The sequence below is a fragment of the Streptoverticillium olivoreticuli subsp. olivoreticuli genome, assembly GCF_003391135.1.
Taxonomy (GTDB): domain Bacteria; phylum Actinomycetota; class Actinomycetes; order Streptomycetales; family Streptomycetaceae; genus Streptomyces; species Streptomyces blastmyceticus.
Genome location: NZ_CP031455.1, coordinates 2,049,944 through 2,075,139 on the forward strand (window position 1 = coordinate 2,049,944; position 25,196 = coordinate 2,075,139).

The window sequence follows — 25,196 nt, forward strand, 5'->3', positions numbered from 1 at the left end:
GGCTGGCTCACCTACCGCCTCGCCGAGGCCCCGTTCCGCCCCAGCCGAGGCTGGTACTGGATCCTGCGACCCGGACCGGTGGCAGCACGAGGCGCTCGTCGCGTTCGTCCACACCTGCCTCAACGATGACCTTGAATACGCCGGTACCGAGCAGTCGGCCACCGCTCACGTCGAAGACGAGGCACGCGCTCTGCACAATGCGACCTTTCACCACCTCACAAGCCGCATTTCGGCTGATTCTCAGTGTGAGTGCCGATATGTAATGCACGACCCGCTGGTGTCGCCACGTCAGCCGTCGCCCGGTTCGGAGAGAAGCTCGGTAAAGGCGGTCTGCACGCGGCGCCCACGCAGCCGCAACCGACCGCCCCGACCCGGATCCCCGTACATCAGCCCAGCTATAGCGCCGCGCCCCGCGAGGGACAACCGCGCACGGGCCCGTTCACGGACACGTCCTCACCCGTCGGCAACGCGCGCGTCCGCCCCCATCAGAAGGGCGCCCAACCGGCTGGGCACATGCCATGCTCAGTCCATCTCACCCCCGTTGTCCGCGAGACAGCGCCGTACATCTTCTACGAGCGGGTCCTTAAGGTCGTCGAGGATCACAACGGCTTGGGCCAGCGTCCGGCCTGCCTCGGCCGGTCGGCCGACAGTGGCGAGCTGCTTGCCCAATTCGAAGAGCGAGCAGGCCAGTCCGAAGCGATCGCCGACCCGTTGACGAACGTCGGCAGCCTGCCGGTACCACTCGATCGCCTCGCTCGTCCGGCCGGCTGTGCGGCACACATCGCCGAGCCCGTGCAACGACTTGCCCTCCGTGGGCAGATCGGCCGTCGCACGTGCTCCGGCGAGCGCCCGCTCGAACTCGATGTGCGCCCGGTCGGGCCTGCCCAGATTGAGTTCCAGTGCACCGATCTCGGTCAAGGTGATCGACGCGCTGCGCCGGTCACCGCTCTCCTGCTGGATCACCAGCGCCTGACGCTGCCGTTCCAACCCTTCAGCGTTCCGTCCCAGCAGACGCAATGTCCAGGCCAGGTTGTAGATGCTGATAGCCTCCCAGCGGCGGTCCTGAATCTCCCGGCTGATCCGTAGCGCCTCGGTGAAATGCCCGAGCGCATCCTCGTGGCGCTCCAGGTCGGAACTCGCCCCTCCGAGACAGATCAGACTCCAGACCTCGGCCCACGGGTCACCCTCTCGGCGCGCCGCATCGACCGCGATCGCGGACAGTTCGAACCGGTACGTGTCGCGCCTCTGCAAACGCAAGAAGTAGACCAGCGCCACCGGTAACTTCCATGCAATATCGTCGAAGCCGAGCTCGACGGCCTGTCCGACAGCGTCAACGAGACTCGGCAGTTCGGATTCGCACCAGGCAAGGGCGGCATCGGGACCCGAGAATGGCGCCGGCCCCTGTTCCATCCCCTGGTCCAGCGGCACATGCTGTCGCTCGGGAGCCAGAATGCGGTCGCAGGCGTCCACCCTCCGAAGGTAGTACGACAACTCCCGGCGCAGCGCGCTCAGTCTCACCGACGGCGTCTCCTCCTCCACCACCCGCTCCCGGGCATAGTCCCGCAGCACGTCGTGGTACCGGTACCGCCCTCCTCCCACTTCCTCGAGCATGTTGACGGCACCCAGCTTCTCAAGGATGCGCCGGGTCTCGTTCTCGGGACGGTCGATCAACGCGGCGGCTGCCGTGATGGAGAAGTCAGGACCGGCGTGGAGAGCAAGCAACCGGAAAGCTCGGCCGGCCGATGAAGGCAGTCCCCTGTAAGACCATGAGAGCACCATGCGGGCATCCATTCCATCGTCCAGTGTGGAAAGTGCTTCGAGTCGATCACTGTCGCGCGTGAGATCTTCGACCAACCCGCTCAGATACGTGACAGCACTCGCCCTTTCAGCTGTGATCCTGACGAAGAGCGGTATACAACCACAGCGGAGCACGAGTTGAGTGACACTCCGCGTGTCCTGGTGACCTGAGAGCCTCTGGAACAGCTGAACCGCCTCCGGGGTGTCGAGCGGCCTGACGGGCAGCAGCGTGGCTCCGTCCACCACGGTCAGACTGCCCAAGCGGTTCCTGCTCGTAACGAGCGTGAAACAGCCTGGCGACGACGGAAGCAGCGGCCGTACCTGGTCTGCGCTGCTTGCGTTGTCTGCCACGACCAGCAGCCGTTTCCCGTCGATCAGGGAGCGAAACAGCGCCGACGCAGCGTCCAGATCACCCACTACCCGGTCGGCCGGCGCGTTTAAGGCATAGAGAAAACCGTGGAGTACGTCCTCGGGCCGCAGCGGGGCCCGCTGGTCGTAACCACAGAGGTTGACGTACAGCTGACCGTCGGGGAACACCTCTTTGCGCGAATGCGCCCAGTAAACGGCGAGGGCGCTCTTGCCCACCCCTGCCGGCCCCGAGATTGTAGCGATGCCGTTCTCAGCCGCGGCCAGCTCGTCCAGCCTGTCGAGGGCATCGGTGCGTGCCGTGAAGTGGGTCGCGGCCCGAGGCAGCTGCCTCGGCACCGGCAACACGTGCTGCCCACTGTTCAAGCCTCCGTAGATGTTCGCGGCCTGCACGACATGCGTGGCCTGTCCGGCGAAGGCGTTGGCTTTACCGTTTGCGACCATGTGCCTTCTCTCCGGGTCTGGCTGCTTGTACGTGTCAGACTGTCCCTGTTCCGTCGGCCGGAACGCGACGTGCGCCCGGGCGGGCACCGGCGGCCAGCCGGTCGACGGTGGCGCGCAGGCCGGCCACGAAGTGGACACCGGCCGGTTCCATCGGCGCCTCGGCCGCCAGAGCATCCACGGTGATGTCCGCCCAGTTCAGGTACCGCCGGAACGCTGCCGTGGCTTCCCGGTGCTCCTCCGAAGCCACCGGGCGCGAGATCTCGACCGAACGCGCGCGCCACAGCTCCACGAGGGCCACTTGGGCATAGAGACCGTGGAGCACCTGCTGGACCGGCAGCGGTTCACGCCACCACGGTATGGACACCAGGGCGGCGTCTGCCGCCGTGAAAAATGCGTACGCGTCCAGCAGTGCAGCCAGCTTGGTGTGCTGGAACTCGCAGAGCAGGGCAGCAGCTGGGTCCGCAACGGCACTGCCGGCAGGCCCCCTTCTCGCCCCCAAGCCGACGCCCCCGAACGCGCGCCTCGAAGCGTGGTATCGGACGCCGTACTCTGTCACCGCGTCACGGAGCGGGACGACCGCGCGCAGTCCCGCCCTCAACGTCGCGGCGTAGGCGGGGACCAGCCGCGAGAGTTCGATTCCCGCGTCGACCAGCGCGGTACGCCAGATATCCCATTCCGGTGCGGAAAGGCGGCCGAGAGCAGGCAAGTCGTCGTCGGCGCGATACGGGTCGAGGTCCTCGACAGCAACGGGCAGCGAGACTGCGGTCAGCCATCTGATCATGAGCGGTTCGCCCCCTGCCAGGCCGACACCGTTAAGCGACACGACCGCGATGGGCCCATCGCCCTGGACCCGTAGCGCGCCCACGCCTGGCAGATGGACCAGCCCGGCTCTCACCGGCAACGGCAGGCTCACGTTCACGCCCACCTGCCAGGCGACGGCGGCCGCGACGCCGGCGATGTGCGCTCTGTCCCGCTCGGCCTCCACATCGCCGACGGGACGCCGACAGCTGTTCGCCCACGCCTGCACGAAGGGGTGGCACAGGACTTCCCGAGTTTCGGCCGGGTGACGGCTCTCCAACTCGATCAGCAGATCCCAGCCGTCGGAGGCCGCAGATCCCAGGGACGATCGGCTGACCGGCCGTGCGGCCGTGCCCGCTATCAGGGTCTTCGTCAGTGTGACCTGCATGCCCTGAAGCGCATGGATACCTTCTGCGGTCCCCGCACCTGCGGCGAACGCGTCGAACGCGCCGTCCGGTAGGTGATCGGTGACTCGTTGCCGAGCACCGGCGCGGGAACCAGCTGCATGCCCGGCCTGCGCCGCCGGGACCTGTGCCGCCAGGACCAGAAGGTCGGCGCAGTACACCGACGGGTTGTCAAAGCCGCTCCCGGAGCTGTAGCGATGGGCGTAGAGACCACCACCGCAGGTTCGCACCACGGGGCAGGCCATGCAGGTCTCGCACAGCTCCGCATAGCGCTCGTTCCGCGCGGCCACGCCTGGATGGGACATGAGGCTGTCCAGGCTGTGGCCGAAGACGGACATGCCGGTGGCAGGTGCACCCGCATAAGCGGTCTTCAAGGAATCGGCCTGTTCCCACGAGCCGTCAGTGTCCACCACGGCGAGGGTGACTGGTCGGAGCCCCACAGCTTCACTTCCGCTGGGTTCGCCTCGGGATGCGGCCGTCAGAGCCTCGAACAGCCGGATCGGAACAGGTGTGCCGTCAGCAAGCCAGTTGGAGTGAATGCGTCCCAGCCAGGCAGCATAGGGGGCCGGTGATTCTCCGTGCCGGGGTGGCGGATTCTCCCATGTCGCCTGCGGAAACAGGAAGTCCACGCGGGGCGGTGACTCCTCCAGTAACGCTTTATAAACCGAGATCGGGTCGTTCGCCAGATCTACTGTGCACAAGATCCCGCCATAGAGATGACGAAACTCCGATCGCCTCAGCAGCTCGAGAGCCCGAAGCACCCTTGTATGACTGCTGCGGCCACTCGCATATCGACGGTGGCGGTCGTTGGCCGTCCGGTCACCGTCGAGCGAGACACCGACCTGGATGCCGAATTCATCGAACAGCGTGCAGAATTTTTCATTGAGCATCACGCCATTGGTCTGCACATGAAGACTGAGCTCGAATTCACCACCCACGACATCTCGCAGTGTTGCGGCGATCTGACGCAAGCGTTTCGTTCCGAGAAGGAGCGGCTCTCCACCATGAAGACTGATTCGCACCACAGGCAGCTGGTGAATACGGGCATGCTCCGCGATACGTATCGCCGCTTGCGTCACGACTGCCGGACTCATCGTCCGTGGCTTGTCGCGCCAGCTCTGGTCGGCGTGCTCGTAGACGTAGCAGTGATCGCAGGCCAGGTTGCAGCCGCCGTGCACCTTCAGGACGAATTGGTCGATGTAGGGAGGCACTCATCGCCTCCGATTTCAGAATTAAAGACTGCCATCCGCCCGGGCATGTTGGGGTTCAAGATCAGCGCACAGAATTCAGCAGCTGTGGCAGCCGAATCGGAGCGCAGGTCGGCCAGGGTTAATTCTCCGATGTCCGGGAGGGGACGTCCAGGGAGATTTACATCGCTCATGGTCACCTTTTCCGTCGCAGAGAAAGGAATCACCCACGCAGAGCCCACAGGGGCGCACGCGCAGAGGCGGCGATCATCCACGCGCAAGGTCCACGGACCTCCCCCAGCGGTATCAGAATAGCACCGACTCCCTCCGCCTTCCCAGGCTTCCGGATACTTCCGCTCCCAGGTCGCGTACACTTCAGCCGGTGAATATCGAACCGGCTCAGAGATCACAGATCGCTCTCCGGTTGCTCACGGCAGAGGACGAAGCAAGATTCATTGAACTGGCTCGGATGAGCGTCGATCTCCATCGCCCGTGGGTCGGAACACCTCGCACGTCGAGTGAATTTTCGACCTATCTGGCGAGATCCGATCAGGCAACTGCCGTCTGCATGGTGGTCTGCTTCAAGGAGCGGGCCGACCTGGTCGGAATGATCAACATCAACGGCATCGTTCGAGGCCCCTACCAACGGGGCGTGCTTGGTTACGCCGCTTTCCTGCCCTACGCAGGTCGGGGCTACATGTCCACGGGCGTCGCGCTCGCGGTGCACTATGCCTTCGACCAGTTGAGGCTCCATCGCGTGGAAGCCGATATCCAGCCGGGCAACACCGCCTCGCTGAGACTCGTCCGACAACTCGGATTCCGGAAGGAGGGCGTCTCACCCGGTTTCATCAAGATTGACGGAGTCTGGTGCGACCACGAACGCTGGGCCATCACAAGAGAGATGGAGCTCCCCCACGTCCGGTAGCAGTAACCCCGCTGCCCACCGAGGAGCAACGGGCAGCGCTTCATTGGATCGTGAACCCACCATGAATGTCACGGGCCTGAACAACGTTCTCGGCCTGACCGTGGAACGAGTTGGCGATACCCTCGCTGGCTGCCTGGTTCCATAGGACCTGGCACTCCTGCCGAAACGCAGGGTCGCGCGTGAACTCCTCGTCGAGGGCCACCGAGAGCTGCGCCTGGGACTCCAGATCATTCGAACGGTTTGCGAAACGCTCCCTGATCCTCCAGACAAGGGCCGACAGAGCTGCCCCGGTAGACTCACCCACACCGGTGGCGACACCGGCGGCGAGGGCTCCGGCGATGGCAAGGGACAAAGGGTCCATTCGAGTCCTCCACGGTGAGGGTGACGTGTCCATCATGAGGCCGTTGCCAGACGGAAGCCATAGGGTCCAGTCCGCGCGAACTCCCGTTGCATCGCGCAGATTTCGCCCGGCCGGAGGAAGAGCCACCAGTCGGCCGACTGGGTACACAGTCAGGACTGTCCGCAGGCCACGCCGACGGACCGACCTATCTCTGCTCTGCGGTGGTTGGCCGGCGAACGAGTGGGCTTGCCGAACCAGACGCAGTACGCCGGGGTTGCGCGGCGTCAGAAGCTCTGGGATGCGCCGTCGATGGTGTGAGCAGTGGCGTCGAAGGCATGCATTCGAGTACGGAGATGGCCGGTGAACCATGACCAGCTGAAGTGCTACGGCCGGTCGGATCAAAGTAGTAGCTGGAGCAGCCGCCGGAGTTGTAGACGGTGCGCGGCAGGGCGCGCTGTACCTCGACGCTGAACACTGGTCTATGACTCAAGGAGCACGTTCAGGGTGGTGCCACCGTGGGTGTCCAGGTCGCGGACGACGTCCGTCAGGTACCGGAGTTGAGCTTCGAGGACAGTGCACGCCGAAGAGTGCCCCGTCCCAAAGTTCGGGCCGAGCAGCAGGACGACGTTCGGAAATCCCGTCCACCATGGCGCCCAGGTAAGCCTGCGGGCTGCCCTTCCAGTGGTCGTTCAGGGTGCGGCCGTCGGCATCGAAGATCTGGTGTGTGATCGGCATGCCGAGGATGTGGAAGCCGCTTCTTAGACGAGCCTTGATACCCCACCTACGGCCAACCACCCCAGGGCTTCCCTCGCGTCAACGCCAACCCTCGGCGCAGCGTCAAAGCACCGCTACAGCGGTGACGATGCTCTGTGCCTCTGGATGCCGACGACCCTGATGAGCATCGCCGGACAAGCTCGAAGAGCCTTCTCGAACTGGTCGAGATCGTCCGCACGCACCTGTTCCTGGAGTACCAGTGGCGCTACACCGGCGGAGAGTCCGCCTCGTCAGACGCCTGACAGGAGCTGACCGACGAGGTCAGCTCCCTGCTCGCCCGCATAGCGTTCCACTACGCCCGGCTCCAGATCGAAGCCTCGTCTGTTGCCGAACCCTCCGCCGCCCTCGTCGACGCCGCGAGCTCCGAGCCCGTGTCCACATGAGAGCCCTGGTTTGTGTCAACTATCGCCTGTCGCCACACCGGGTCACCGCCGCACCCGCGGCATGCCCAAGCCGATCCAGGAGATGATCTCCCGCTGGATCTCGTTGTTGCCGCCGCCGAAGGTGAAGATGACGGCGCTGCGGTAGCCGCGTTCGAGTTCGCCGTGGAGGGCCTCGCCCGCCGAGCCCTCCTTGAGGGGGCCCGCGGCGGCGAGGACCTCCATCAGCCAGGCGTAGGCGTCGCGGCGCGCCTCGGAGCCGTAGACCTTGACGGCCGAGGCGTCCTGCGGGGTGAGGGTGCCCCGGTGGAGGGCGTCCACCATCTGCCAGTTGAGCAGTTTCATCGCGTCGAGGCGCAGGTGCGTGCGGGCCAGCCGGCCGCGTACCCAGCCGAGGTCGGCGACGCGGCGGCCGTCGGGCAGCCGGGTGGCCGCCGCCCAGCGGCGGACGTCGCGCAGGGCGCGGATGGCGGTGGTGCCATGGGCAGCGAGGGTGACGCGCTCGTGGTTGAGCTGGGTGGTGATCAGCCGCCAGCCCTTGTTCTCCTCCCCCACCCGGTTGCGGACGGGGACGCGGACGTCCTCGTAGTAACCGGCGGTCGTGCCGTGGGAGGCGAGGGTGTCGATGGGGGTGCAGGAGTAGCCGGGGGCGCTGGTCGGCATGAGGAGGATGCTGATGCCGCGGTGGGGCGGTACGCCGTCCTCGGCGGGCGCGGTGCGCACGGCGAGCCAGATCCAGTCGGCGGTGTCGCCGTTGGTCGTCCAGATCTTCTGTCCGTTGACGACGTAGTCGTCGCCGTCGCGGACCGCGCGGGTCTTCAGCGAGGCGAGGTCCGTGCCCGCGTCGGGCTCGCTGTAGCCGATGGCGAAGTCGATCTCCCCGGAGAGGATCCTCGGCAGGAAGTACGCCTTCTGCTCCGCGGTGCCGTACTGCATGATCGTCGGGCCGACGGTGTTGAGCGCCATGAGCGGCAGGGGCACCCCGGCCTGTGCGGCCTCGTCGAAGAAGACGAACTGTTCCATCGGGGTCATCCCGCTGCCCCCGTACTCCTTCGGCCAGCCCACGCCCAGGCGGCCGTCGGCACCGAGCCGGCGGATGGTGTCGCGGTAGAAGCGCTTCTGCAGGGCGGGGTCGGTGTGCCGGGCGTAGGCGTTGTCGGGGACGAGGCCGGCGAAGTAGTCCCGTAGTTCGGCGCGGAACCGCCGCTGCTCGGGTGTGTGGCTGAGGTCCATGGGCCCTCCGTAGGGTCGCGCCGTCGCCGCGGGTGACGGCGCACACACTAGAACCCGTTGCAGAAATCCGGAAGGCGCCGGGAACGACGGCGGGCCGGCCGCCACTGGCGACCGGCCCGCTGGTTGTGGTGGAGGCGTCAGCGCCCCGCGTGCTTGCGGTGCCGCCCGCCGGTGGACGCGGGGCCGCTGCCCGCCGCCCGCCTGCGCCCGCCGGGTACGGCCCCGTGGACGTGCGCCGCGTCGCCCTCGCCCAGCTCGCGGGAGAGTCCGTAGCGCTCCATCAGCGGCAGCCGGTGCAGTCGCGGCAGCGCCCAGGCGTGCCAGACGCCGGTCACGAAGAAGATCGCGGAACCGGCGATCAGCACCGAGCCGAACGTGTCCGTGGGGTAGTGGGCGCCGACGTACATCCGGGAGAAGGCGACGAGCAGCACCGCGAGGACGCCGCAGACCACGGCGGTCCGCCGGTGGCGGCTCTCCCGCAGGAGGAAGTACGCGGCGACCGCCACGGCGACGGTGAAGGCGGTGTGGCCGCTGGGGAAGCTGTTGGAGCCGATCTCGGGGTCGAGCATGAACTCCCGGGGCGGCCGGGGGCGGGCCACGACGGCCTTCGCCAGTTGCGTGCCGTTCCAGCCGATCGCGACGACGAGGAAGGTGGCCACCGCGCGCATCGGCCGCCGCCGCACGAACAGCAGCCAGCCGCTCCAGAGCGCGAGGATCACGACTCCGGCCACCGGCGAGGCCAGGTAGCTGACACCCTCCATCGTGTGATTCAGCCAGCCGGTGCGGAGCTTCTGGATCGTGCGGTCCAGCTGGAGGTCGTGCGGCTGGATCAGATGGGTGTGCGCGGCGACCAGTCCCAGCGTGATCGCGAGCGCGAACAGCAGGATGGAGTTGCGCAACCAGTGGCGCACGTACGGCATGGGTGGGGCGTCCTTTGTATCGGTAGGGCGGTACCGGCACAGCAGTACACGCGCAGGTGACGAGCGCAATGCCGCGCGGGTCGTCGGCACGGCTGTACGCAAAGCTACACGCGACGCCCGCTCGCCCCGCTCCCCCTTCACCGGCCGGACCCCCGGAGTGCGACGGCGCGTTACCGTACACATACGGAAACAGTATCCTCAAACGCCTGCGAAGATCCGGAACACCGTCACCCGGCGCCCTTGCGCCCCCGTCGGCGGCGGACCCGGCGGCACGCGTACGAGAGAGGGCAGAACACTGACCGGCAGCACACCCCAACGCCCGAAGCGGGGACGGCCGTCCCGGCTGTCGCGCGAGCACATCGTCACCGCCGCCTACGAGATCATCCTCAAGGAGGGCGCGGAGAATCTGACGATGCGCCGGCTGGCCAGTGCGCTGGGGAGCACGGCGATGGCGGTCTATCACCACGTACGGGACAAGGACGAGTTGCTGACGCTGACCCTTGAGCACGCCGCCCGCGCGCTGCCGCGGCCGGAGCTGCCCGAGGAACCGCGGGAGCGGCTGGCCACGGTCTGCGGGCTGATGCACCAGGCCTTCGTGAGCAACCCGTGGGTGGTGCCCATCGTGGCGCGCGGGGAGCCGACGGACATGCCCGCGGTGTGGATGACGGAGGAGATCGTCGGAGCGCTCGTCGGCTGCGGGCTCAGCCGGGAGCGGGCGGTCGAGGCGCACCGGACGATCTGGTACTACACGGCCGGGCAGATCCTCGCGACCGTGCCACGGCCGGGCGGGCCCGGCCTCCCATCGGCGGCCGCCCCGGCCGGGACCGAGGGGCGGAACCACTACCTCCGGGGCGTGCGGCACATCCTCGACGGGGTGCTCCCTGCGCCCGGTTCCCACTGAGGGCGGCGGCGCAGCTCCTCCGCCCCCGCCCCCGACAGCCGGTCGAGGGCGGCCGGGCGGCCGGTGAGCAGCAGCAGGATCGAGCCGATCGGCCCTTCCACCTCGTGGCCCTCCCCCGCGGCCCACTCGGTGTCCGTCGCGGCGAACCGCAGCCCGTACAGGTTCTTCCGGGCGTGGAAGGGGAAGCCCGTCGTCCAGACGCGGGTGGCGGCGACGGCCGCCGCCTGCGGCGGCATCTCGCGCGGCCTGCCCAGGGGCAGCGCGATGTCCTGGCCGTGCACGAGGACGTCCAGGAGCGGCTCCAGGTGGCTCGTCCCCACGGCGTGGCGGCGGGAGGCGGCCGTCGCGCGGATCTCGGCGGCCAGCGCCGCGGTGGGCCGCCGCGCGGCGTAGCGCCGGGCGGTGTCGCGCACCATGCGGTGGAAGCTGCCCCGCGCCCGTACGAGACCGATCAGCGCGGCGCCGGGGCCGGTGTGCGACAGGGCGAGGTGGGCGGCGACGTCGCGTACGCGCCAGCCCTCGCAGAGGGAGAGGCGCTCCCACTCCTCGTCGGAGAGCCGGTCCAGCAGGTCGGCGAGGCTCCGGCGCTCGGCGCCGGTCGTCCGCCAGACCTCTTCGACGTCCATTGCGCTCACCACCATCACGCCCCGCACGACCGAATGCCCATTTTAGTCGCCTTTGGGCGCTCCGGACACCGCCGGGCGCTCCCTTCAGGCACGCAGAGTGCCGCATGGCCGGATTCCGCCCGCCGCGGTCAACGCGGCTCAACTGGCAGGGTGTTGGACGAGTCCTGCCCCGTGCACTGTCCATCGAAGCGGAGGGACCGCAGAGCATGAAGGTACGCACGATTCACAGAGCACTGGTGGGCGCGCTGGTCACCGCCGCGGTGACCGCGACCGCCCTCACCGCACCCGCCTCGGCCGCGCCGGGCCGCGGCACCGACCCGCACGCCGCGACCCGGGCCGCGATGGAGGCACAGGTACGGGCCGGGGTGCCCGGGGTGCTGGGGCGGAGCGTGGATGAGGACGGGGTCTGGCAGGGGTCCGCCGGGGTCGCGGACCGCACCACGCAGCGGCCGCGCGCGGCGCAGGACCGCTTCCGGGTCGGCAGCATCACCAAGGCATTCGTCTCCGTCGTCCTCCTCCAGCAGGAGGCCGAGGGCAGGATCCGGCTCGACGACACAGTCGAGCACTGGCTGCCGGGCGTGGTCCGCGGCCACGGCCACGACGGGCGCGGCATCACGGTCCGTCAACTCCTCAACCACACCAGCGGGATCTACAACTACACCGAGGACCCGGATCTCCTCAAGACGCTCACCAAGGACTTCTACCGGCACCGCTTCGACGTCCACACCCCGCGGCAGCTGGTGGACATCGCCATGACCCACGCGCCGGACTTCGGGCCCGGCAAGGGCTGGCACTACTCCAACACCAACTACGTCCTCGCCGGCATGATCGCGGGAAAGGTGTCCGGCCGGTCGTACGCCTCCGAGATCACCCGGCGCGTCATCGAGCCCCTGCGCCTGCGGGCCACGACGCTGCCGGGCACCTCGCCGTGGATGCCGGACCCGCACGGGCGGGCATACGGCAAGCTGGACGACGCCCCGGACGCGAAGATCCACGACGTCACCGACTTCAACCCCTCGTGGGCGTCCTCCGCGGGCGAGATCATCTCCACCACCGGCGACCTCAACCGCTTCTACCACGCGCTGCTCGGCGGGAAGCTCCTCCCGGAGCGCCAGCAGCGGGAGTTGCTCACCACGGTGCCGACGGGGAGCCCCGGGTTCGCGTACGGCCTCGGTGTCCTCACCGGGACGCTGTCGTGCGGGGTGCAGGTGTGGGCACACGACGGCGGGATCCCCGGATCCACGTCGGTCGTCTCCTCGACACCGGACGGACGGCACACCGCGGCCTTCAATTTCAACGCCGACTGGACGGGCGACACCGGCGCCCTGATCGAGGCGGAGTACTGCGGCAAGGCGCCCGGCGCCGCGCCGTCGCACCTGTCGGCGGCGCTGGCGACGATGCACTGACATCGCGCCGACCGTGCGGAAAGGCTCCTGCCGGACGTCCGGCAGGAGCCTTCATCTGTCGTGGGCCGGGTCAGCCCTGGCAGAGGCCGCGCTCATAGTCGAACGTGGCGCTCGCCTTCGAGTACTGCCACTGCGGGGCGAGCAGCTTGGCGTCGAGCTGCTTGGCCGCCTCCGGGCTCTCCACGATGTATCCGAAGTCCTGGAGCCAGGACGGGTACAGGTTCTTGGAGCCGATGTAGAAGGCGGAGTCGTCCACGGAGACCAGCTTGTGGTGCTGCGCGTACGGCTTGCCGTCGGCCCACTTGGCGCTGTCGGAGCTACGGGCGGTGGCGAGCTGGAGGTTGGAGCACATCGCCGCCTTGGCGCCCTGCTGCCCGCCGGTGATCAGCGCGAGGCGGTTGCGCAGCAGGTCGCTGACCTCGGACAGGGACTTGATCTGCGAGTAGCCGCCGCTGCCGACGGCGCCGCGATTGGCGGGGTCGCTGACCACGATGCGGACCTTCACCCCGGCGGCCATCTTCGCGGCGATGGCGTCGTAGAGGCGGACGTCGTAGCGCGGAAGCGGCGGGCAGGTGGCGTTGAGGTCCTGCTGGGAGATCTCGACGTGCTTCTTCGCACTGCCGACGAGCGCGCGCAGGGCGCTCTCCTCGGGGTTGACCGTGTCGTAGTCGCGGTCGGCGTTGGTGTTGTCGTGCAGGCCCACGACGCACTTGGTGTCGGAGGCGCTCGGCAGGTCCGGGCGGAAGGACGAGGAGGCGTCCTTGTCCTTGATGCCGACGCCGAGGCCGCCGACGGCGATCACCGGCACATTGCCCGTGGCGGGGACCGCCTGGGGGTTCGCGTCCTTCTGCAGCGTCGGCATGCAGTCGGCGCCGTTGGACGAGGCGAACCAGACGCTCGCGACGTTGCTCTTGTTCTGGCACGTCCAGGACCAGAGCTGGTCCAGGTAGCGGCCCGCGGAACCGGCGGCGGGGCCGGTCAGCGCGAGGTCGACGTCCGACACCGGGTGGGCCGTGTCGACGTAGTCGTCCTTCCAGCCGTTGATGCCGCCGGTGATCGCCGACTGGCCGTCCACGACGAGGAGCTTGGAGTGGTTCCACGAGAAAGCGGTCTTCGACGTGGTCATCGACGCGACATTCAGCGTGACGTCGCCCGCGGCCTTGCCCAGCTTGGAATTGAGCTCGTCACGGTATTTCGACGGCACCACATTCAAGTGGTAGACCGGGGCGGCGCCGACGAGTATCCGGACCTTCAGCTTGTTGCCGGATTCCGCGGCGGACTTGAGACCGGCGACGATCGCGTCCTGGAACGCGCCGTTGGGGAAGGGCGCGAGCGTGGATATGTCGACCGTGCGCTTCGCCTTGGAGATGTTCTCGGTCATCTTGGCGAGCAGCCGCTTCGTACCGGGGCGTTCGGCGCACTTGTCGTCGCCCCAGCAGCCGGGGGTCTGGAGCAGCCAGTCGGTCGGGTCGGCGGTGGAGGCGTCCAGCTTGTTGCCGCTGGTCCGCTCCCACACATCGCCTTCGAGTCCCGGCGAGACCTGACGCAGCGTCTGCTCCACGGCGTCGAGGTGCGGGGTGCCCGGGCCGTCGGCGGAATCAGCGAGGGCCGGTGAGGCGGGCAGCACGGCGAGCGCGATGGCCGAGGCCGCCGCGCACCCTGCGAGACGGTTTAAACGGCGGAGCCGGTGGCGAGCCAATTTTGCATCCTTATCGAGGTGTCAAGTGTTCAACACCTTGAAGTTATCAGCCCCACGGGGCCGCGCCGTCCCTCCGCCGAAGGGTACGGACCCCCCGCACGGCTGCCCGGAAGATCATGCTTGCGGGCCTTGACAACCACGGGAATCCACCGCTTTCACAGGGGCGCAACCCTGAGAGCCGTCAGGGGTATTCGTACATCTCTCGTATGACCCGGGGTCCGGTGACCGGTCCTCAGATGTACGGCACACCGACTCCTGGACGGATGCCGCCCTGCCGCCCCCGGCCATAGCTTCTTGATCAGCGGCTGACCCGCCGTCGATCGACCCGAAGTGAGGCACACCATGTACGGCAAGGCATTCGCACCCGAGTACCGGGGCTCACTGGGCGGCCTCTCGGTGAACGCCTCGCTCGAAGAGGTCCTGGAGACGGCCCTGACGCGGCGTCGGGAGGCCGAACTCCAGGGCGCAGCCCTGGAGTCCGCGCACGCCGGGCTCGCCGTCGCCGAGGCATGCCGGCGGCTGGGCCGCGTCGCGGAGGCGGAGGCCGCGTGGAAGGCCAGCTACCGGGCCGCGCGGCGGGCCGGGGACCGCGGGGCGATGGCCTGGGCGGTATGGAGCGGCGGGACCCTCGCCCGGCAGCGCGGCGCCCTCGCCCTGGCCTGGCGGTGGCTCTCGCTGGCCGCCGAACTCGCCGAGCAGGGCGGGGACGTCGTCGCCCGCGGCTACTCGCTCGCGGGGCTCGCCGAGACGGGCCGCATCCAGGGGGACTACCAGGCCGTCGGCGAGCTGCACGAGAAGCTCCTCGCGGAGGCCAGACGGCGCGGCGAGGCCCGGCACACGGTGTGGGCGCTCGAGGGCATCGCGCAGATGCACCGCAACACCGGTTCGTACGACACGGCCCTGGCGATGTTCGAGGAAGCGGCCTCGATAGCCGGCGGCGCCGACGACGCCCGGGGCCGCGCCTGGGCGCTGCGGGGCATAGCGGACGTGCTGTCCTTGCGGGGCGAGACCGGGCGGGCGCTGGCGCTGCTGTCGGAGGCGGAGGCCACCTGCCGGGAGATGCGGCTGGTGAGCGCCTTGGCGTACAACCACAAGATGCGCGGCAACGTCCTCTTCCGCGCGGGCCGTTACGCGGAGGCCGAGGCGTGCTACAGCGGCGCCCTGGAGGAGTTCCGGGCCATGGACGAGCCGCGCGGCGCGGCGCTCGCCCGGCTGGGGTGGGTCAAGGCCCGCGCCCGGCTGGGCCGCGACACCGCGGAGACCGCCGCCGACCTCGACGAGCTCCACCGCACGCTCGGCGGGATCGGTCTGTTGCACGCCCGGGACATGGTCGACAAGGCCCGTGCGGAGCTGGGTGTCCTGGCCGCCGGCTGACCGCACCCGCCCCCGTCCGCCGTACCCGAACCGGTCCACCACAGGAGCTTCCATGACCACGCACGCCGGACCACGGACGACCGCGCCCAGCGCCCTCGCGCGCTGCCGGGAATCGGTCGAACCCGCGCTCAGGGCGGCCGTGGCGAGCCTGCACCCCCAGCCGCGCCGGATGGCGTCGTTCTCGCTCGGCTGGTGCGACGCCGACGGCACGCCGAGCACGGGCTCCGGCGGCAAGGGCGTACGGCAGGCGCTCGCCCTCCTCGCCACCGAGGCGGTGGGCGCGCCCGCGGAGCTGGCCGTGCCCGCCGCGGTCGCGGTGGAGCTGATCCACACCTTCTCGCTGGTGCACGACGACATCATGGACGGTGACGAGCGGCGGCGGCATCGGGACACCGTGTGGAAGGCGTTCGGCACGGGACCGGCGGTGCTGACGGGCGACGCGCTCTTCGCCCTCGGGGTGCGGACGCTGGCCGGGGCCGGTGGTGAGCACGGCGCCACGGCCGTGTGCCGGCTCGCCGAGACCCTGGGCGATCTGGTCCACGGTCAGGCCGACGACCTGCTCTTCGAGACCCGGCCGTGGACGGGGCCGAAGGCGGTGGGCCTTGCCGACTACCGGGCCATGGCGGACCGCAAGACGGGGGCCCTGCTCGGGTGTGCGATGGCGCTGGGGCCGGTGCTCGCGGGTGCCGCGCCGCCGGTGGTGGGCGCGCTGTCCGAGGCGGGGCGGCAGTTGGGGCTGGCGTTCCAGGTGGTCGACGACCTGCTCGGGATCTGGGGCGACCCGCGGACCACGGGCAAGCCGGTGCACAGCGATCTGCGCCGCCGGAAGAAGACGCTGCCCGTGCTGGCCGCGATGGCCCTGGACGACACGGCGGCCGAGCGGCTCGGCCGGTTGCTCGGCTCGCCGGGGCCGCTGTCCACCGCCGACGCGGAGCGCGCGGCCGCGATCGTGGAAGGAGCGGGCGGCAGGGACTTCGCCCTGGAGGACGCCCGCCGCCATGTGGCCGCCGCGCGCGACTGCCTGACCGCGGTGCCGCTGGCGGAGAGCGCGACACGGGAAATCGTGGCGCTCTCCGAATACTTCCTGGACCGACAGCTGTGAGGCGCGAAGGGGGCGGACCTAGCCGTTCCGACCCGCCTCCCGCGAGAGCGAGGGCAACGGCGCCCCCTCGCACGTGATGTCGTGCGAGGGCATCGTGCCCTTGAGGAGGTAGTCATTCACGACGGAGTCCACGCAGGCGCTCCCGTCCTGGTACTGGCCGTGGTCGCCGCCGTCGACCGTGACCAGCCGCGACCCCCGCAGCGCGCGGTGCGCGCGCACCGCGCCCTCGTAGTACGTCGCCGGGTCGTGGCGGCCGTTGACCATCAGGACGGGCGGCAGCCCCTTGCCGGTGACCTTGATCTGCGGCGCCCCGGCCTCGGGCCAGTTGGCGCAGACGGCGGTGTACGTCAGCTCCCGGGCGCCGGCGAGCGGGTACTTCCCGCTGTCCTCGGCCGCGCTCTTCGTCCACTGGCCGATGTCGCGGTTCCACGGGGTGTCGGCGCACGTCACCGAGAAGAACTCGGCGAAGAAGTCCGCGCTCGGGGACTGGCCGAAGCCCTTGTCGATCATCGCCTTCTCTTCGGCGGTCGCCCGGTCCCAGTGGTCGAGGACGGCGAGCGACTTCGCCAGGCCGGGGAAGTTCTCCCCGTTGTACATCACCGAGATCACGACGCTGTCGAGCCGGTTGGGGTCGACGAGGGCCTTGCCCCCGGCGATCGGCAGCGGGTGGTCCCGTAGTTGCCGGCGGAGCTTCTCGTACTTCGCCCGGGCCTCGGCGGCGGTGCTCCCGTAGTGATAGGTGCCGTCGTTCTTCGCGAGCCAGGGCAGGAAATCCTGCTCGAAGCGGCGCTGGAAGCTCAGCGGCTGGCCCTTCTCGTGTCCCTCCCAGGTGCCGGTGAAGTCGATGTTGCTGTCCAGCACGACGCGCTCGACGCGCTGCGGGAACTCCGTCGCGTAGTAGGCGCCGATCACCGTGGCGTAGGAGGGGCCGTAGTAGGAGACCTTCTTCTCGCCCAGCAGCGCGCGGTAGAGGTCCATGTCGTGGACGGTCTGGTCGGTGGTGATGTAGTTCATCAGGTTGCCGCTGCGCTCGCGGCAGCTGTCCACGAACTTGCGGGCGTTGTCCAGTTCGCGCCGCACGGCCGCGGGCGAGCGGTCCCGGGAGTCGCCGTCGAAGTAGCCCTGGAACTCGGCGTCGGTCTCGCACCGCACCCGCGAGCTCTGCCCGACGCCGCGCTGGTCGAAGCTCACCACGTCGTAGGGCGCGCCGATCTCGGGGGACTTCTTGACCAGGGTCGCCGGGCGCGGCAGCCCCTGCCCGCCCGGACCGCCCGCGGCCATCATCAGCACGCCGCGACGCCGTGCCGGATCGCTCGCCCGCTGCCGCGAGACCGCGATGGTGAGGTCCTCACCGGTGCCCGGGTGGTACCAGTCGCGTGGGACCTTCATCCGCGCGCACTCCAGCGAGTCGCCCTGCCGGCAGGGCTGCCACGCGAGCTTCTGCGCGGTGTAGCGCTCGGGTACGGGCGGGGGGCCGGGGGTCCTCGCGGCCGCGGTGGCCACCGGGAGCACCGCGGCCGCGATCGCCGTCGCCATCGCACCCGTCACCGCGGAGCGGGTCCACCGCGACTTCCTGAACTCGAACATCGTTCCTCCTGAGGTGTTCTCCCTGCACCTCAGATGTTCCTGTTCGGGAAGATCACGGTCGATCCCACTGGCATCCGTTCCGGGGGTGGCACCAGTTGCACCCCTGGGGGCGGATCAGTCCCAGGGGTTGGCGCGCTGGTCGTTGATGGCGGTCCACAGGCGGGTGCCCACGGGCAGGTCGCCGTACGCCCAGAACGACCAGCCGCCGGTCGCGCCGAGGTCCGGCCCGTAGTGCCCGTCGTGGAACTCGGCCATCCGCCAGCCGGCGCCGAACTCGGCCTGGCAGACGCTGTCCGCGGCGCCCCGGCTGTTGAGGCGCGAGCCGCGTACGGGTCTGCTGGCCGCCACCGTGCCCTGGGCCCAGCCCGCGTAGAAGTCGGGGGTGATGCCGTCGGGCGCGGGGCTGCCGTCGACCTTCAGGCAGAGCACGGGCCGGACCGCGCTCGCCGGGGTGTCGCCCCGGTAGGGGTCGCTCGGGGTGCCGCCGAGGCCACCGACGTGGACGGTTCCGTCGGGTCCCTGGGAGATCGCCGCCCAGGTCAGTCCGGGGTGGGTGGCGGGCGGCGCGGCGTGCGCGGCGGTGGGAGCACAGAGGAGCGCGGTCGCGGCGAGGGCGGCCGCGCCGGCGGTCGAGGCCAGCTTGGCGAGGCGCGTGGTGTGGGCGGAGCGCATGGCGGATCCTCACGGGGGTTGGGGTGAATGGATGTCAGGCGCCGTTCCGAGGTGTCGGGGCTGAGCATTCTGTACGCCCTTCACCTGTCCTCCACAGTCGGTTACCGGACATCCACCACCCCTTGCCCGTCCGCTACTTGAGAATGGTCACCTCCGGATACGCCGTGGAGGGCCGGTCGAGCAGCGGGCTCGGCCGGCCGCGCAGCTGCCGGTCGAGGAAGGCGGCCACGTACGCCCTGGTGAGCGCGGTCGCGCGGGCGCCGCCGAGGGTGCCGAACTGGCCCGGGACCTGCTCCGGCGGGATCTGGGCGGGCCGGCCGAAGCGGTCCACGATCCAGGGGACGTCGGTGAAGGTCATGTGCCCGCCGTCGGGCACGTCGAGCCAGCGCTTCCAGCCCGTCAGGTGGGACCAGTTCCGCTCCCAGTCGCCCCGGGAGTCCTCGGTGTTCCCGCCCCGCCGCGCGCCCAGCAGCAGGACCGGCCGGTTCGGGCCCTTGGCGGGCGGGTCGAGGAAGAAGTCGCCGTCGAGGTTGACCGCGGCGGCCACCCGCGGGTCCTCGCGCATCGTCTCGACCGCGCTCGCGCCGCCGATGGAGTGCCCCACGACGGCGATCCGGTGCCGGTCGACGCGCAGTTCGCCACCGGGGCCGGTGAGCCGGTCGAGCAGGAACCGGATGTCCTGGGCCCGGTTCCGCACGACGGCGTTCAGGTCCGGCTTCTGGCAGATCAGGCAGGGTTCGATGCGGCCGCCGGGGAACTCCACCGGCGCCTCGTAGGTGTGGTCGAGCGCGGCGACCGCGTAGCCGCGGGAGGCGAGGTCCTCGCCCAGCGCGGTGAGGGTCAGGCGGCTCATCTGGAAGCCCGGCGACAGGACGACCAGCGGCCGGGCCACGGGCGCGGGGCGCGCACCGGCGACGGCATGGGTGCGTACACCGCCCAGCACATCACTGCCCAGCATCGCCTTCGACAGCGCGGCCGACATGTAGGGCGCCCGGCCGACCCGGGACGGCAGGGCCGGATACCAGAGCGAGACCATGAGTTCGCGGTGGCCCGCGGAGGGCTTCCAGGGGTCGGGGCGTGAAGTGTCGACCAGGTGCAGGGTCTTCGTGCCGAGCGGCTGCCCCGTCGTCGGTGCGGGCGTCTCGACGGCGGACCTGCCCGGGGAGTCCGCCGCGACGGCCGGTGCGGCGGGCGCGGCAAAGGCCAGCAGGAGCGCGGCGGCCACGAAGGACCGCCGTGTTGTCCTACCGTGCGGAAGCGATGATCTTCTCAACATGATCAGCACGGTACGGAACCCGGTCGCGGGCCTGCCAGGCCGGTCCCCCGATCAGAGCGAGCGGGCGGCGCCGCCGTCGATGCGGATGGATTCGCCGTTGATGTACGCGGCCGCGTCGGAGACCAGGAAGGCCGCGAGTTTGCCGATCTCCGAGACCGTTGCGTAGCGGCCCGCGGGGATGCGGGCGAGGAACTCGGGCTGTTCGGGCCAGCTGTCGACGTAGCCGGGCATGATGCTGTTCATTCGGATGCCCTTGGCCGCGTAGCGGTCGGCGTACAGCTTGGTGAACGACGTGAGGGCCGCGCGCAGGCTGGAGTTGACGGGGATCATCCCGAGCGGCTCGAACGCGGTGTACGAGGACAGGTTGACGAACGCGCCTCCCCCGGCCCGCTCCATGTGCGGGGTGACGAGCCTGGCCATCCGCACGACGCCGAGCAGCAGCATGTCGAGCCCGGCGTGCCAGTCCTCGTCGGTGACGTCGAGCAGGTCGTCGTTCTTCGCGTGCCCCGCGCCATTGATCACCGCGTCGATCCGGCCGTAGCGCTCCAGGGTGCCGTCGACGAGACGCGCGAGGTCGGCGGGCGCGGTGAGCGAACCGGTCATCGCCATGGCGCCGAGGTCGCGGGCGAGGTCGTGGACGCCTTCGTCGATGTCGAGGAGGGCGAGCCGGTGCCCGGCCTCGGCCAGTTCGGACGCCATGCCGCGGCCTATCCCGGAGGCGGCGGCGGTGACGATGGCAACGGGATTCATGGGGGCCTTCCGGGCAGATTTCGGTACGACGGTACGAAATAAACCGTACAATCGAACGGAAGGGTCGGGCAAATCGGTCAGTACGAGATGCCTCGTACAATCACCTGCATGAGCGCCTACCACCCCGACCGCGACCAGCTGCTCATCGAGGACGTGCTGGCGGCCCTCGGCAACCCCGTACGCCTGGGCATCGTGCGCGAGCTGGACGCCTCGCCCGGCGAGCGCACCTGCGGCAGCCTGCCGCTGGAGATCACCAAGGCCACGGCCACGCACCACTGGCGGGTGCTGCGGGAGTCGGGGATCACCCGGGAGCACAAGGTGGGCCGAACCAAGGCCGTCTCGCTGCGCCGGGAGGATCTGGACACGCGCTTCCCCGGGCTGCTCACGGCGGTCCTCGCGGCGACCGCCCCCGCCCGGCGGTCGTGAGGGCCGGGGTCCGGGGCGCGTCGCGAGCGGTGGTTCAGTGGGCGATGCTGTCGATCAGTTCGCGCGCGCCCTGGCGCAGGAGGGCGACGGCCACCGACGTGCCCAGAGTGGCGGGGTCGAGAGGCCCGGCCCACTCATGGGCGTTGAGGACCGTCTTGCCGTCCGGGGTGAACACGCGCGCCCGCAGCGACAGATCGCCGCTGCGCTCGGCACGGGCGTAACCGGCGATGGGGCTGTTGCAGTGGCCCTGGAGGACGTGGAGGAACATCCGTTCCGCAGTGGCCTCGCGGTAGGTGGCGGGGTCGCCGAGGCCACTGACCGTGTCGATGACCGAGGTGTCGCCCTCGCGACACTGGAGGGCCAGGATGCCCGCACCGATCGGCGGGCACATCGTGTCGACGGACAGGATCTCGGCGACCGTGTCGAGGCGGTCGATGCGCTCCAGGCCGGATACAGCGAGCAGCAGGGCGTCGGCCTCGCCCGCGGCGAGCTTCTCCAGCCGCCTGTTGGCGTTGCCGCGCATCGGTACGCAGTCGAGGTGCGGGTGGGAAGCGGCGAGTTGGGCGGCGCGGCGCACGGAGGAGGTGCCGATGCGGGTGCCCGGGGGCAGCTCGTCGAGGGTGAGCCCGCCGGGGTGGACGAGCGCGTCGCGGATGTCGTCACGCTTGAGGAAGGCCGCGAAGGTCGTGCCCGCGGGGAGCGGGCGGTCGGCGGGGATGTCCTTGACACAGTGCACCGCGAGATCGGCCTCACCGGCGAGGAGAGCGGCGTCGACCTCCTTGGTGAACGCCCCCTTCCCCTCGACCTGGGAGAGGTCGCCCATCCATTTGTCGCCGGTCGTTCTGACGGGGACGACGTCGGTGCGGATGCCGGGGTGGAGCGCGGCCAGCTCGGCGCGGACGCGCTCCACCTGGGCCAGGGCCATGGGTGAGTCGCGGGAGACGATGCGGATCAGTTCAGGGGCGGACATGTCGCCCACGATAGACCGTCGGAGGCACTCACCGGCGTCCAGCCTTGACGCCCATCTGACTGGTGTGGCAAGGAGTTTGGCCGACTCGGGCAGGTGTGCGAGGAAGTCGGCCGCGCGCGGCCGTGGCCGTCGGGCCGGGCGGCCAACGCGTAGCCATGGACCCGGGCGTCTTCGTGCCCCGGCGGGCGCACCGGCGCCGACTCGGCCCTCCTAGACCTCCTCGAAGTCCTGGAAGTCGAAGCCCGGGGCCACCACGCAGGTGACCAGCACCGGTTCGTCGCCGGCCGGTTCCGCCGACTGCCAGCGCCCTCCGGGGACCAGGAACTGCGGCCGCTCGCCCCGCTCGACCGCGACCCCCAGCACCGCCTCGACGGCGTCCGCCTCGCTCGGGGCCTTCCCCTCCCCTCCCAGCCGTATCCGCAGCGGCCCGCCCGTGTGCCACAGCCAGAGCTCGTCCGACCGCACCCGGTGCCAGCGCGACGCCTCGCCCGGATGCAGCAGGTAGTAGATGCCCGTCGCGTACGCCCTCGGGCCGCCGTATCCGTCGGGGACGGCTTCGGCCGTGGTCCGCCACGTCTCGCGGAACCACCCGCCCTCGACGTGCGGTTGGAGACCGAGGGCCGTGACGAGCCCGGAGATGTCCGCCATCTTCATCCTTTCTCGCGCACGCCCCGCCGCGTCTCACTCCCGGACTCGCCCTTCACCGTGTCCGAGGCGATCAGCAGGGCCATGCCCAGCACCGCGAGCACGATGCCCGCGAATATCTCGTACCGTTTCTAAAAGACTGAGCGGGAGTGAGTCCTGTTGTCAGGACCCATGCTCAGCCGTGTGCCCCGAACGGTGCTGGGCACACTGGTCACCCGTTTTCGCTCCGTTCCAGCGCGCACGGATCGTGTCCGTGGTCCGGGAATACGGGGACGGGGTCCCTCGCGCCCCGGAGCCACCGGTGCTGCCTGGACGGTCCGATGCCCCGCACGATCGCTCCGGTCGTGCGGGGGCGGTGCCGTCCGTCGCCGGATCGGGTGCCCCAGGGCGCGCCTGCCGATCGCCACCGCTGCCGCATGGTGGCGAGAGGTCTTCCTGTTCTTGCTAGTGAGGGGGTGCTTCCAGTGCTGGGCGCCCCACCTGGAGGTGTAGGCGGGGTCGACGGCAACGACGGTCACACCGAGTTCGGCGGCCATGGATACCAGTCGGGCTCTCAGCTTGGCCACCGGCATGCCAGAGATCAGGTTTCGGAACCGCTTGCGCCTGCCGTGCTTCTCGCGGGTCTTCTCGGCCTGGAAGTCGAGGTCTTCGACCGCGACCGCGACCGCGAGCCCGTGCCGGGCCGCGAAGTGCAGCAGTCGGATCAAGGCGTGCCGTAGCTGTGCCTCCCGGTGCTGTGCGGTGCCGGACAGGTCATAGCCGAACGTCTTCGCTTCGCCGACCGGGTTGCCGTGGACATCGAGGCGCCAGACGGCCAGGTGATCGGCGTTCGTGTCCACGCCTACCACGCCCTCGGCAAGTGCGGCGCCGAGTGGAATGGTCCTGGCAGGCGGGATCTGCCACGAGGCGGTCAGGTACCAGCGCCCTCGTGGCATATCGAAGTGGATGCGGTACGCGACGGCCCGGTTCGCTTCCACGCGGTCGGCCCACTCGTTTCCCCGGTGCGGGAACTGCACCCGCGCGGTGAGGACGTACCGGCCGTGCCTGGCGTTCGCCAGCCCGGCGAGAGGGGTGGGCAGCTTGATGCTGATCCGGCCCTCGGGTGTCACGCGGATCGTCTCGTTGCCGTACCGCTTGCCCGACTCGCCATCCGCCTGAAGAAACCAGCGCCCGGCTTCCCAGCGCTCACGCCACTCGGCCTCGCTCAGCCCTGCATCGGCAAGGTTGTGCCGGTTGCGGGCCAGCCGCTTTCCGCCGCGGACCACGTGCACGACACCAGCCTGACGATCGGCCCGTTCCCGGTCCAGACGATCCTCAAGGACGCACAGGCTGCGTGTCTTCGCATGCCACTCCTGCCTGCTGCGGTATCCGCCCGGCGCCCGCTTGGAACCTTTCTTTCCGACCGGTAGCGACAGCCGACGCCGGACCATGCCAACGCCGGCCTCGAGAGACTGAATGTGGGCGAGCTGGCAGCTGACCTTCTCATCCTCAGGCGTGAGGCCCTTGAGGCGGTCCCGTACCGCCACACCGGACGGCCCGGGCGCGACGAACGGTACCTCGATGGGACGCAGTCCGCAGTCAGCCATGCCCGGCGGCTTCCAGCGCCTTGCGGGCCCGGTTCTTCGCCGACCGGCGACCATATAGGCGGGCGCAGAACGACGTCAGCACCTCCACCATGTCCCGCGCCAGGTCGTCCTCGGCCTCACCGTCGTCGAGGACGACGAGGCGACGGCCCGAGGCGGACAATGCGGCTTCGACGAGTTCGACGTTCACCCGCCCAAGTCTGTCCTTGTGCTCGACCACCACGGTTGTCACATTCGGGTCGGCCAACAGCCGACGAGCCTTCGAGCGGGCCCCGTTCATGCCGGACGCGATCTCGGACTCGACCCGGACGACCCTGCCGCCGACTCTGGCCGCCCACACGGACAACCGGGCCAACTGCCGCTCGATATCACCTTTCTGGTCGTGCGATGAGACGCGGGCATACAGACCCAGGCCGCCCGCCGGTTCCGGAGTTGTGCCGGTAGCGATATTCACCAGGATCGTGCGCGGTCCGACCCTCTGAGCCGGTACCGGCAACGTCCCCTCACGAAACCAGCGATACGCGGTCTGCGGATGCACGCCCTGCGTCTTCGCCCACTCCGTCAGATTCACACCCCGACAACGACACTCACTCATACATGGTTACGCTCAC

At 69.7% G+C, this 25,196-nt stretch carries 22 protein-coding genes; 7 read left to right on the plus strand and 15 right to left on the minus strand.

Going from position 1 to position 25,196, the window contains the following annotated elements; translation table 11 throughout:
- Window positions 1–522 precede the first annotated feature (522 nt).
- Window positions 523–2,607, minus strand: coding sequence for an ATP-binding protein (locus DXZ73_RS08565; RefSeq protein ID WP_162890118.1), 2,085 nt, complete (start codon window positions 2,605–2,607; stop codon window positions 523–525).
- Between the two features lie 34 nt (window positions 2,608–2,641).
- Complete coding sequence (locus DXZ73_RS08570; RefSeq protein WP_116210417.1) at window positions 2,642–5,020, minus strand: FxsB family cyclophane-forming radical SAM/SPASM peptide maturase; 2,379 nt, start codon at window positions 5,018–5,020, stop codon at window positions 2,642–2,644.
- A gap of 358 nt (window positions 5,021–5,378) precedes the next feature.
- Between DXZ73_RS08570 and DXZ73_RS08575 the strand changes: the two genes are divergently transcribed.
- A complete protein-coding gene (locus DXZ73_RS08575; protein WP_116210418.1) occupies window positions 5,379–5,921 on the plus strand; it encodes a GNAT family N-acetyltransferase in 543 nt (180 codons plus the stop codon).
- A 40-nt stretch (window positions 5,922–5,961) separates the two neighbouring features.
- Here DXZ73_RS08575 and DXZ73_RS08580 read toward each other — a convergent pair whose 3' ends face one another.
- A complete protein-coding gene (locus DXZ73_RS08580; protein ID WP_116210419.1) occupies window positions 5,962–6,282 on the minus strand; it encodes a hypothetical protein in 321 nt (106 codons plus the stop codon).
- Window positions 6,283–7,130: 848 nt separating this feature from the next.
- Between DXZ73_RS08580 and DXZ73_RS37995 the strand changes: the two genes are divergently transcribed.
- A complete protein-coding gene (locus DXZ73_RS37995) occupies window positions 7,131–7,277 on the plus strand; it encodes a hypothetical protein (RefSeq protein ID WP_162890119.1) in 147 nt (48 codons plus the stop codon).
- 183 nt (window positions 7,278–7,460) lie between these two features.
- On the opposite strand, the gene DXZ73_RS08585 is transcribed toward DXZ73_RS37995, so the two are convergent.
- Together DXZ73_RS08585 and DXZ73_RS08590 are read right to left on the minus strand one after the other, a co-directional pair.
- A complete protein-coding gene (locus DXZ73_RS08585; protein WP_116210420.1) occupies window positions 7,461–8,648 on the minus strand; it encodes an acyl-CoA dehydrogenase family protein in 1,188 nt (395 codons plus the stop codon).
- A 137-nt stretch (window positions 8,649–8,785) separates the two neighbouring features.
- On the minus strand, window positions 8,786–9,568 hold the full coding sequence (locus DXZ73_RS08590) for a phosphatase PAP2 family protein (RefSeq protein ID WP_116210421.1): 783 nt from the start codon (window positions 9,566–9,568) through the stop codon (window positions 8,786–8,788).
- A gap of 157 nt (window positions 9,569–9,725) precedes the next feature.
- On the opposite strand from DXZ73_RS08590, the gene DXZ73_RS08595 reads away from it, so the two are divergent.
- Window positions 9,726–10,469: a TetR/AcrR family transcriptional regulator gene (locus tag DXZ73_RS08595; RefSeq protein ID WP_162890120.1), complete on the plus strand. Its 744-nt coding sequence runs from the start codon at window positions 9,726–9,728 to the stop codon at window positions 10,467–10,469.
- On the opposite strand, the gene DXZ73_RS08600 is transcribed toward DXZ73_RS08595, so the two are convergent.
- Window positions 10,409–11,095 carry a maleylpyruvate isomerase family mycothiol-dependent enzyme gene (locus DXZ73_RS08600; RefSeq protein WP_116210423.1) on the minus strand — a complete coding sequence of 229 codons (687 nt, stop codon included), beginning with the start codon at window positions 11,093–11,095 and terminating at the stop codon, window positions 10,409–10,411. The two genes, DXZ73_RS08595 and DXZ73_RS08600, sit on opposite strands and share 61 nt — an antisense overlap.
- Window positions 11,096–11,301: 206 nt before the next feature.
- On the opposite strand from DXZ73_RS08600, the gene DXZ73_RS08605 reads away from it, so the two are divergent.
- On the plus strand, window positions 11,302–12,501 hold the full coding sequence (locus DXZ73_RS08605) for a serine hydrolase domain-containing protein (protein ID WP_116210424.1): 1,200 nt from the start codon (window positions 11,302–11,304) through the stop codon (window positions 12,499–12,501).
- 70 nt (window positions 12,502–12,571) lie between these two features.
- Here the strand turns inward: DXZ73_RS08605 and DXZ73_RS08610 are convergent, their stop codons facing one another.
- The gene (locus DXZ73_RS08610; RefSeq protein WP_116210425.1) at window positions 12,572–14,200 is read right to left on the minus strand and encodes a phospholipase D-like domain-containing protein; all 1,629 of its coding nucleotides are present in this window, start codon (window positions 14,198–14,200) and stop codon (window positions 12,572–12,574) included.
- Between the two features lie 342 nt (window positions 14,201–14,542).
- On the opposite strand from DXZ73_RS08610, the gene DXZ73_RS08615 reads away from it, so the two are divergent.
- Window positions 14,543–15,574, plus strand: a complete 1,032-nt coding sequence (locus DXZ73_RS08615; RefSeq protein ID WP_116210426.1) for a tetratricopeptide repeat protein — start codon at window positions 14,543–14,545, stop codon at window positions 15,572–15,574.
- Window positions 15,575–15,626: 52 nt separating this feature from the next.
- Entirely contained in the window at window positions 15,627–16,676 is a 1,050-nt protein-coding gene (locus DXZ73_RS08620; protein ID WP_116210427.1) for a polyprenyl synthetase family protein, read from the plus strand.
- A gap of 18 nt (window positions 16,677–16,694) precedes the next feature.
- Here the strand turns inward: DXZ73_RS08620 and DXZ73_RS08625 are convergent, their stop codons facing one another.
- The 4 genes from DXZ73_RS08625 to DXZ73_RS08640 form a co-directional block, all read right to left on the minus strand.
- Window positions 16,695–18,263, minus strand: a complete 1,569-nt coding sequence (locus DXZ73_RS08625) for an alpha/beta hydrolase (RefSeq protein ID WP_240351270.1) — start codon at window positions 18,261–18,263, stop codon at window positions 16,695–16,697.
- A gap of 114 nt (window positions 18,264–18,377) precedes the next feature.
- Window positions 18,378–18,935 carry a flagellar hook-length control protein gene (locus DXZ73_RS08630; protein WP_116210428.1) on the minus strand — a complete coding sequence of 186 codons (558 nt, stop codon included), beginning with the start codon at window positions 18,933–18,935 and terminating at the stop codon, window positions 18,378–18,380.
- Window positions 18,936–19,068: 133 nt separating this feature from the next.
- Window positions 19,069–20,160: an alpha/beta hydrolase family protein gene (locus tag DXZ73_RS08635; protein WP_240351271.1), complete on the minus strand. Its 1,092-nt coding sequence runs from the start codon at window positions 20,158–20,160 to the stop codon at window positions 19,069–19,071.
- 102 nt (window positions 20,161–20,262) lie between these two features.
- Window positions 20,263–20,961, minus strand: coding sequence for an SDR family oxidoreductase (locus tag DXZ73_RS08640; protein ID WP_116210429.1), 699 nt, complete (start codon window positions 20,959–20,961; stop codon window positions 20,263–20,265).
- A gap of 108 nt (window positions 20,962–21,069) precedes the next feature.
- Here DXZ73_RS08640 and DXZ73_RS08645 point away from each other — a divergent pair, with 108 nt between their 5' ends.
- Window positions 21,070–21,387 (plus strand): ArsR/SmtB family transcription factor, encoded by a 318-nt coding sequence (locus DXZ73_RS08645; protein WP_116210430.1) that lies wholly within the window; start codon window positions 21,070–21,072, stop codon window positions 21,385–21,387.
- Window positions 21,388–21,421: 34 nt separating this feature from the next.
- Here DXZ73_RS08645 and hemC read toward each other — a convergent pair whose 3' ends face one another.
- From hemC to DXZ73_RS08665, 4 genes are all read right to left on the minus strand, one after another.
- The gene (gene hemC, locus DXZ73_RS08650; RefSeq protein ID WP_116215500.1) at window positions 21,422–22,357 is read right to left on the minus strand and encodes a hydroxymethylbilane synthase; all 936 of its coding nucleotides are present in this window, start codon (window positions 22,355–22,357) and stop codon (window positions 21,422–21,424) included.
- A gap of 210 nt (window positions 22,358–22,567) precedes the next feature.
- The gene (locus tag DXZ73_RS08655) at window positions 22,568–23,005 is read right to left on the minus strand and encodes a cupin domain-containing protein (protein WP_116210431.1); all 438 of its coding nucleotides are present in this window, start codon (window positions 23,003–23,005) and stop codon (window positions 22,568–22,570) included.
- 128 nt (window positions 23,006–23,133) lie between these two features.
- Entirely contained in the window at window positions 23,134–24,588 is a 1,455-nt protein-coding gene (locus tag DXZ73_RS08660) for an IS200/IS605 family element transposase accessory protein TnpB (RefSeq protein ID WP_116210432.1), read from the minus strand.
- Complete coding sequence (locus DXZ73_RS08665) at window positions 24,581–25,156, minus strand: IS607 family transposase (protein WP_116210433.1); 576 nt, start codon at window positions 25,154–25,156, stop codon at window positions 24,581–24,583. The genes DXZ73_RS08660 and DXZ73_RS08665 overlap by 8 nt, the downstream gene beginning before the upstream one ends.
- Between the last annotated feature and the right edge of the window lie 40 nt (window positions 25,157–25,196).

Excerpts from the sequence above, each read along its gene's own strand:
- DXZ73_RS08565 (WP_162890118.1), bottom strand. The coding sequence starts at position 2,607 with ATGGTCGCAAACGGTAAAGCCAACGCCTTCGCCGGACAGGCCACGCAT.
- DXZ73_RS08580 (WP_116210419.1), bottom strand. The coding sequence starts at position 6,282 with ATGGACCCTTTGTCCCTTGCCATCGCCGGAGCCCTCGCCGCCGGTGTC.
- DXZ73_RS08585 (WP_116210420.1), bottom strand. The coding sequence starts at position 8,648 with ATGGACCTCAGCCACACACCCGAGCAGCGGCGGTTCCGCGCCGAACTA.
- DXZ73_RS08590 (WP_116210421.1), bottom strand. The coding sequence starts at position 9,568 with ATGCCGTACGTGCGCCACTGGTTGCGCAACTCCATCCTGCTGTTCGCG.
- DXZ73_RS08600 (WP_116210423.1), bottom strand. The coding sequence starts at position 11,095 with ATGGACGTCGAAGAGGTCTGGCGGACGACCGGCGCCGAGCGCCGGAGC.
- DXZ73_RS08605 (WP_116210424.1), top strand. The coding sequence starts at position 11,302 with ATGAAGGTACGCACGATTCACAGAGCACTGGTGGGCGCGCTGGTCACC.
- DXZ73_RS08615 (WP_116210426.1), top strand. The coding sequence starts at position 14,543 with ATGTACGGCAAGGCATTCGCACCCGAGTACCGGGGCTCACTGGGCGGC.
- DXZ73_RS08620 (WP_116210427.1), top strand. The coding sequence starts at position 15,627 with ATGACCACGCACGCCGGACCACGGACGACCGCGCCCAGCGCCCTCGCG.
- DXZ73_RS08625 (WP_240351270.1), bottom strand. The coding sequence starts at position 18,263 with ATGTTCGAGTTCAGGAAGTCGCGGTGGACCCGCTCCGCGGTGACGGGT.
- DXZ73_RS08630 (WP_116210428.1), bottom strand. The coding sequence starts at position 18,935 with ATGCGCTCCGCCCACACCACGCGCCTCGCCAAGCTGGCCTCGACCGCC.
- DXZ73_RS08640 (WP_116210429.1), bottom strand. The coding sequence starts at position 20,961 with ATGAATCCCGTTGCCATCGTCACCGCCGCCGCCTCCGGGATAGGCCGC.
- DXZ73_RS08645 (WP_116210430.1), top strand. The coding sequence starts at position 21,070 with ATGAGCGCCTACCACCCCGACCGCGACCAGCTGCTCATCGAGGACGTG.
- hemC (WP_116215500.1), bottom strand. The coding sequence starts at position 22,357 with ATGTCCGCCCCTGAACTGATCCGCATCGTCTCCCGCGACTCACCCATG.
- DXZ73_RS08655 (WP_116210431.1), bottom strand. The coding sequence starts at position 23,005 with ATGGCGGACATCTCCGGGCTCGTCACGGCCCTCGGTCTCCAACCGCAC.
- DXZ73_RS08660 (WP_116210432.1), bottom strand. The coding sequence starts at position 24,588 with ATGGCTGACTGCGGACTGCGTCCCATCGAGGTACCGTTCGTCGCGCCC.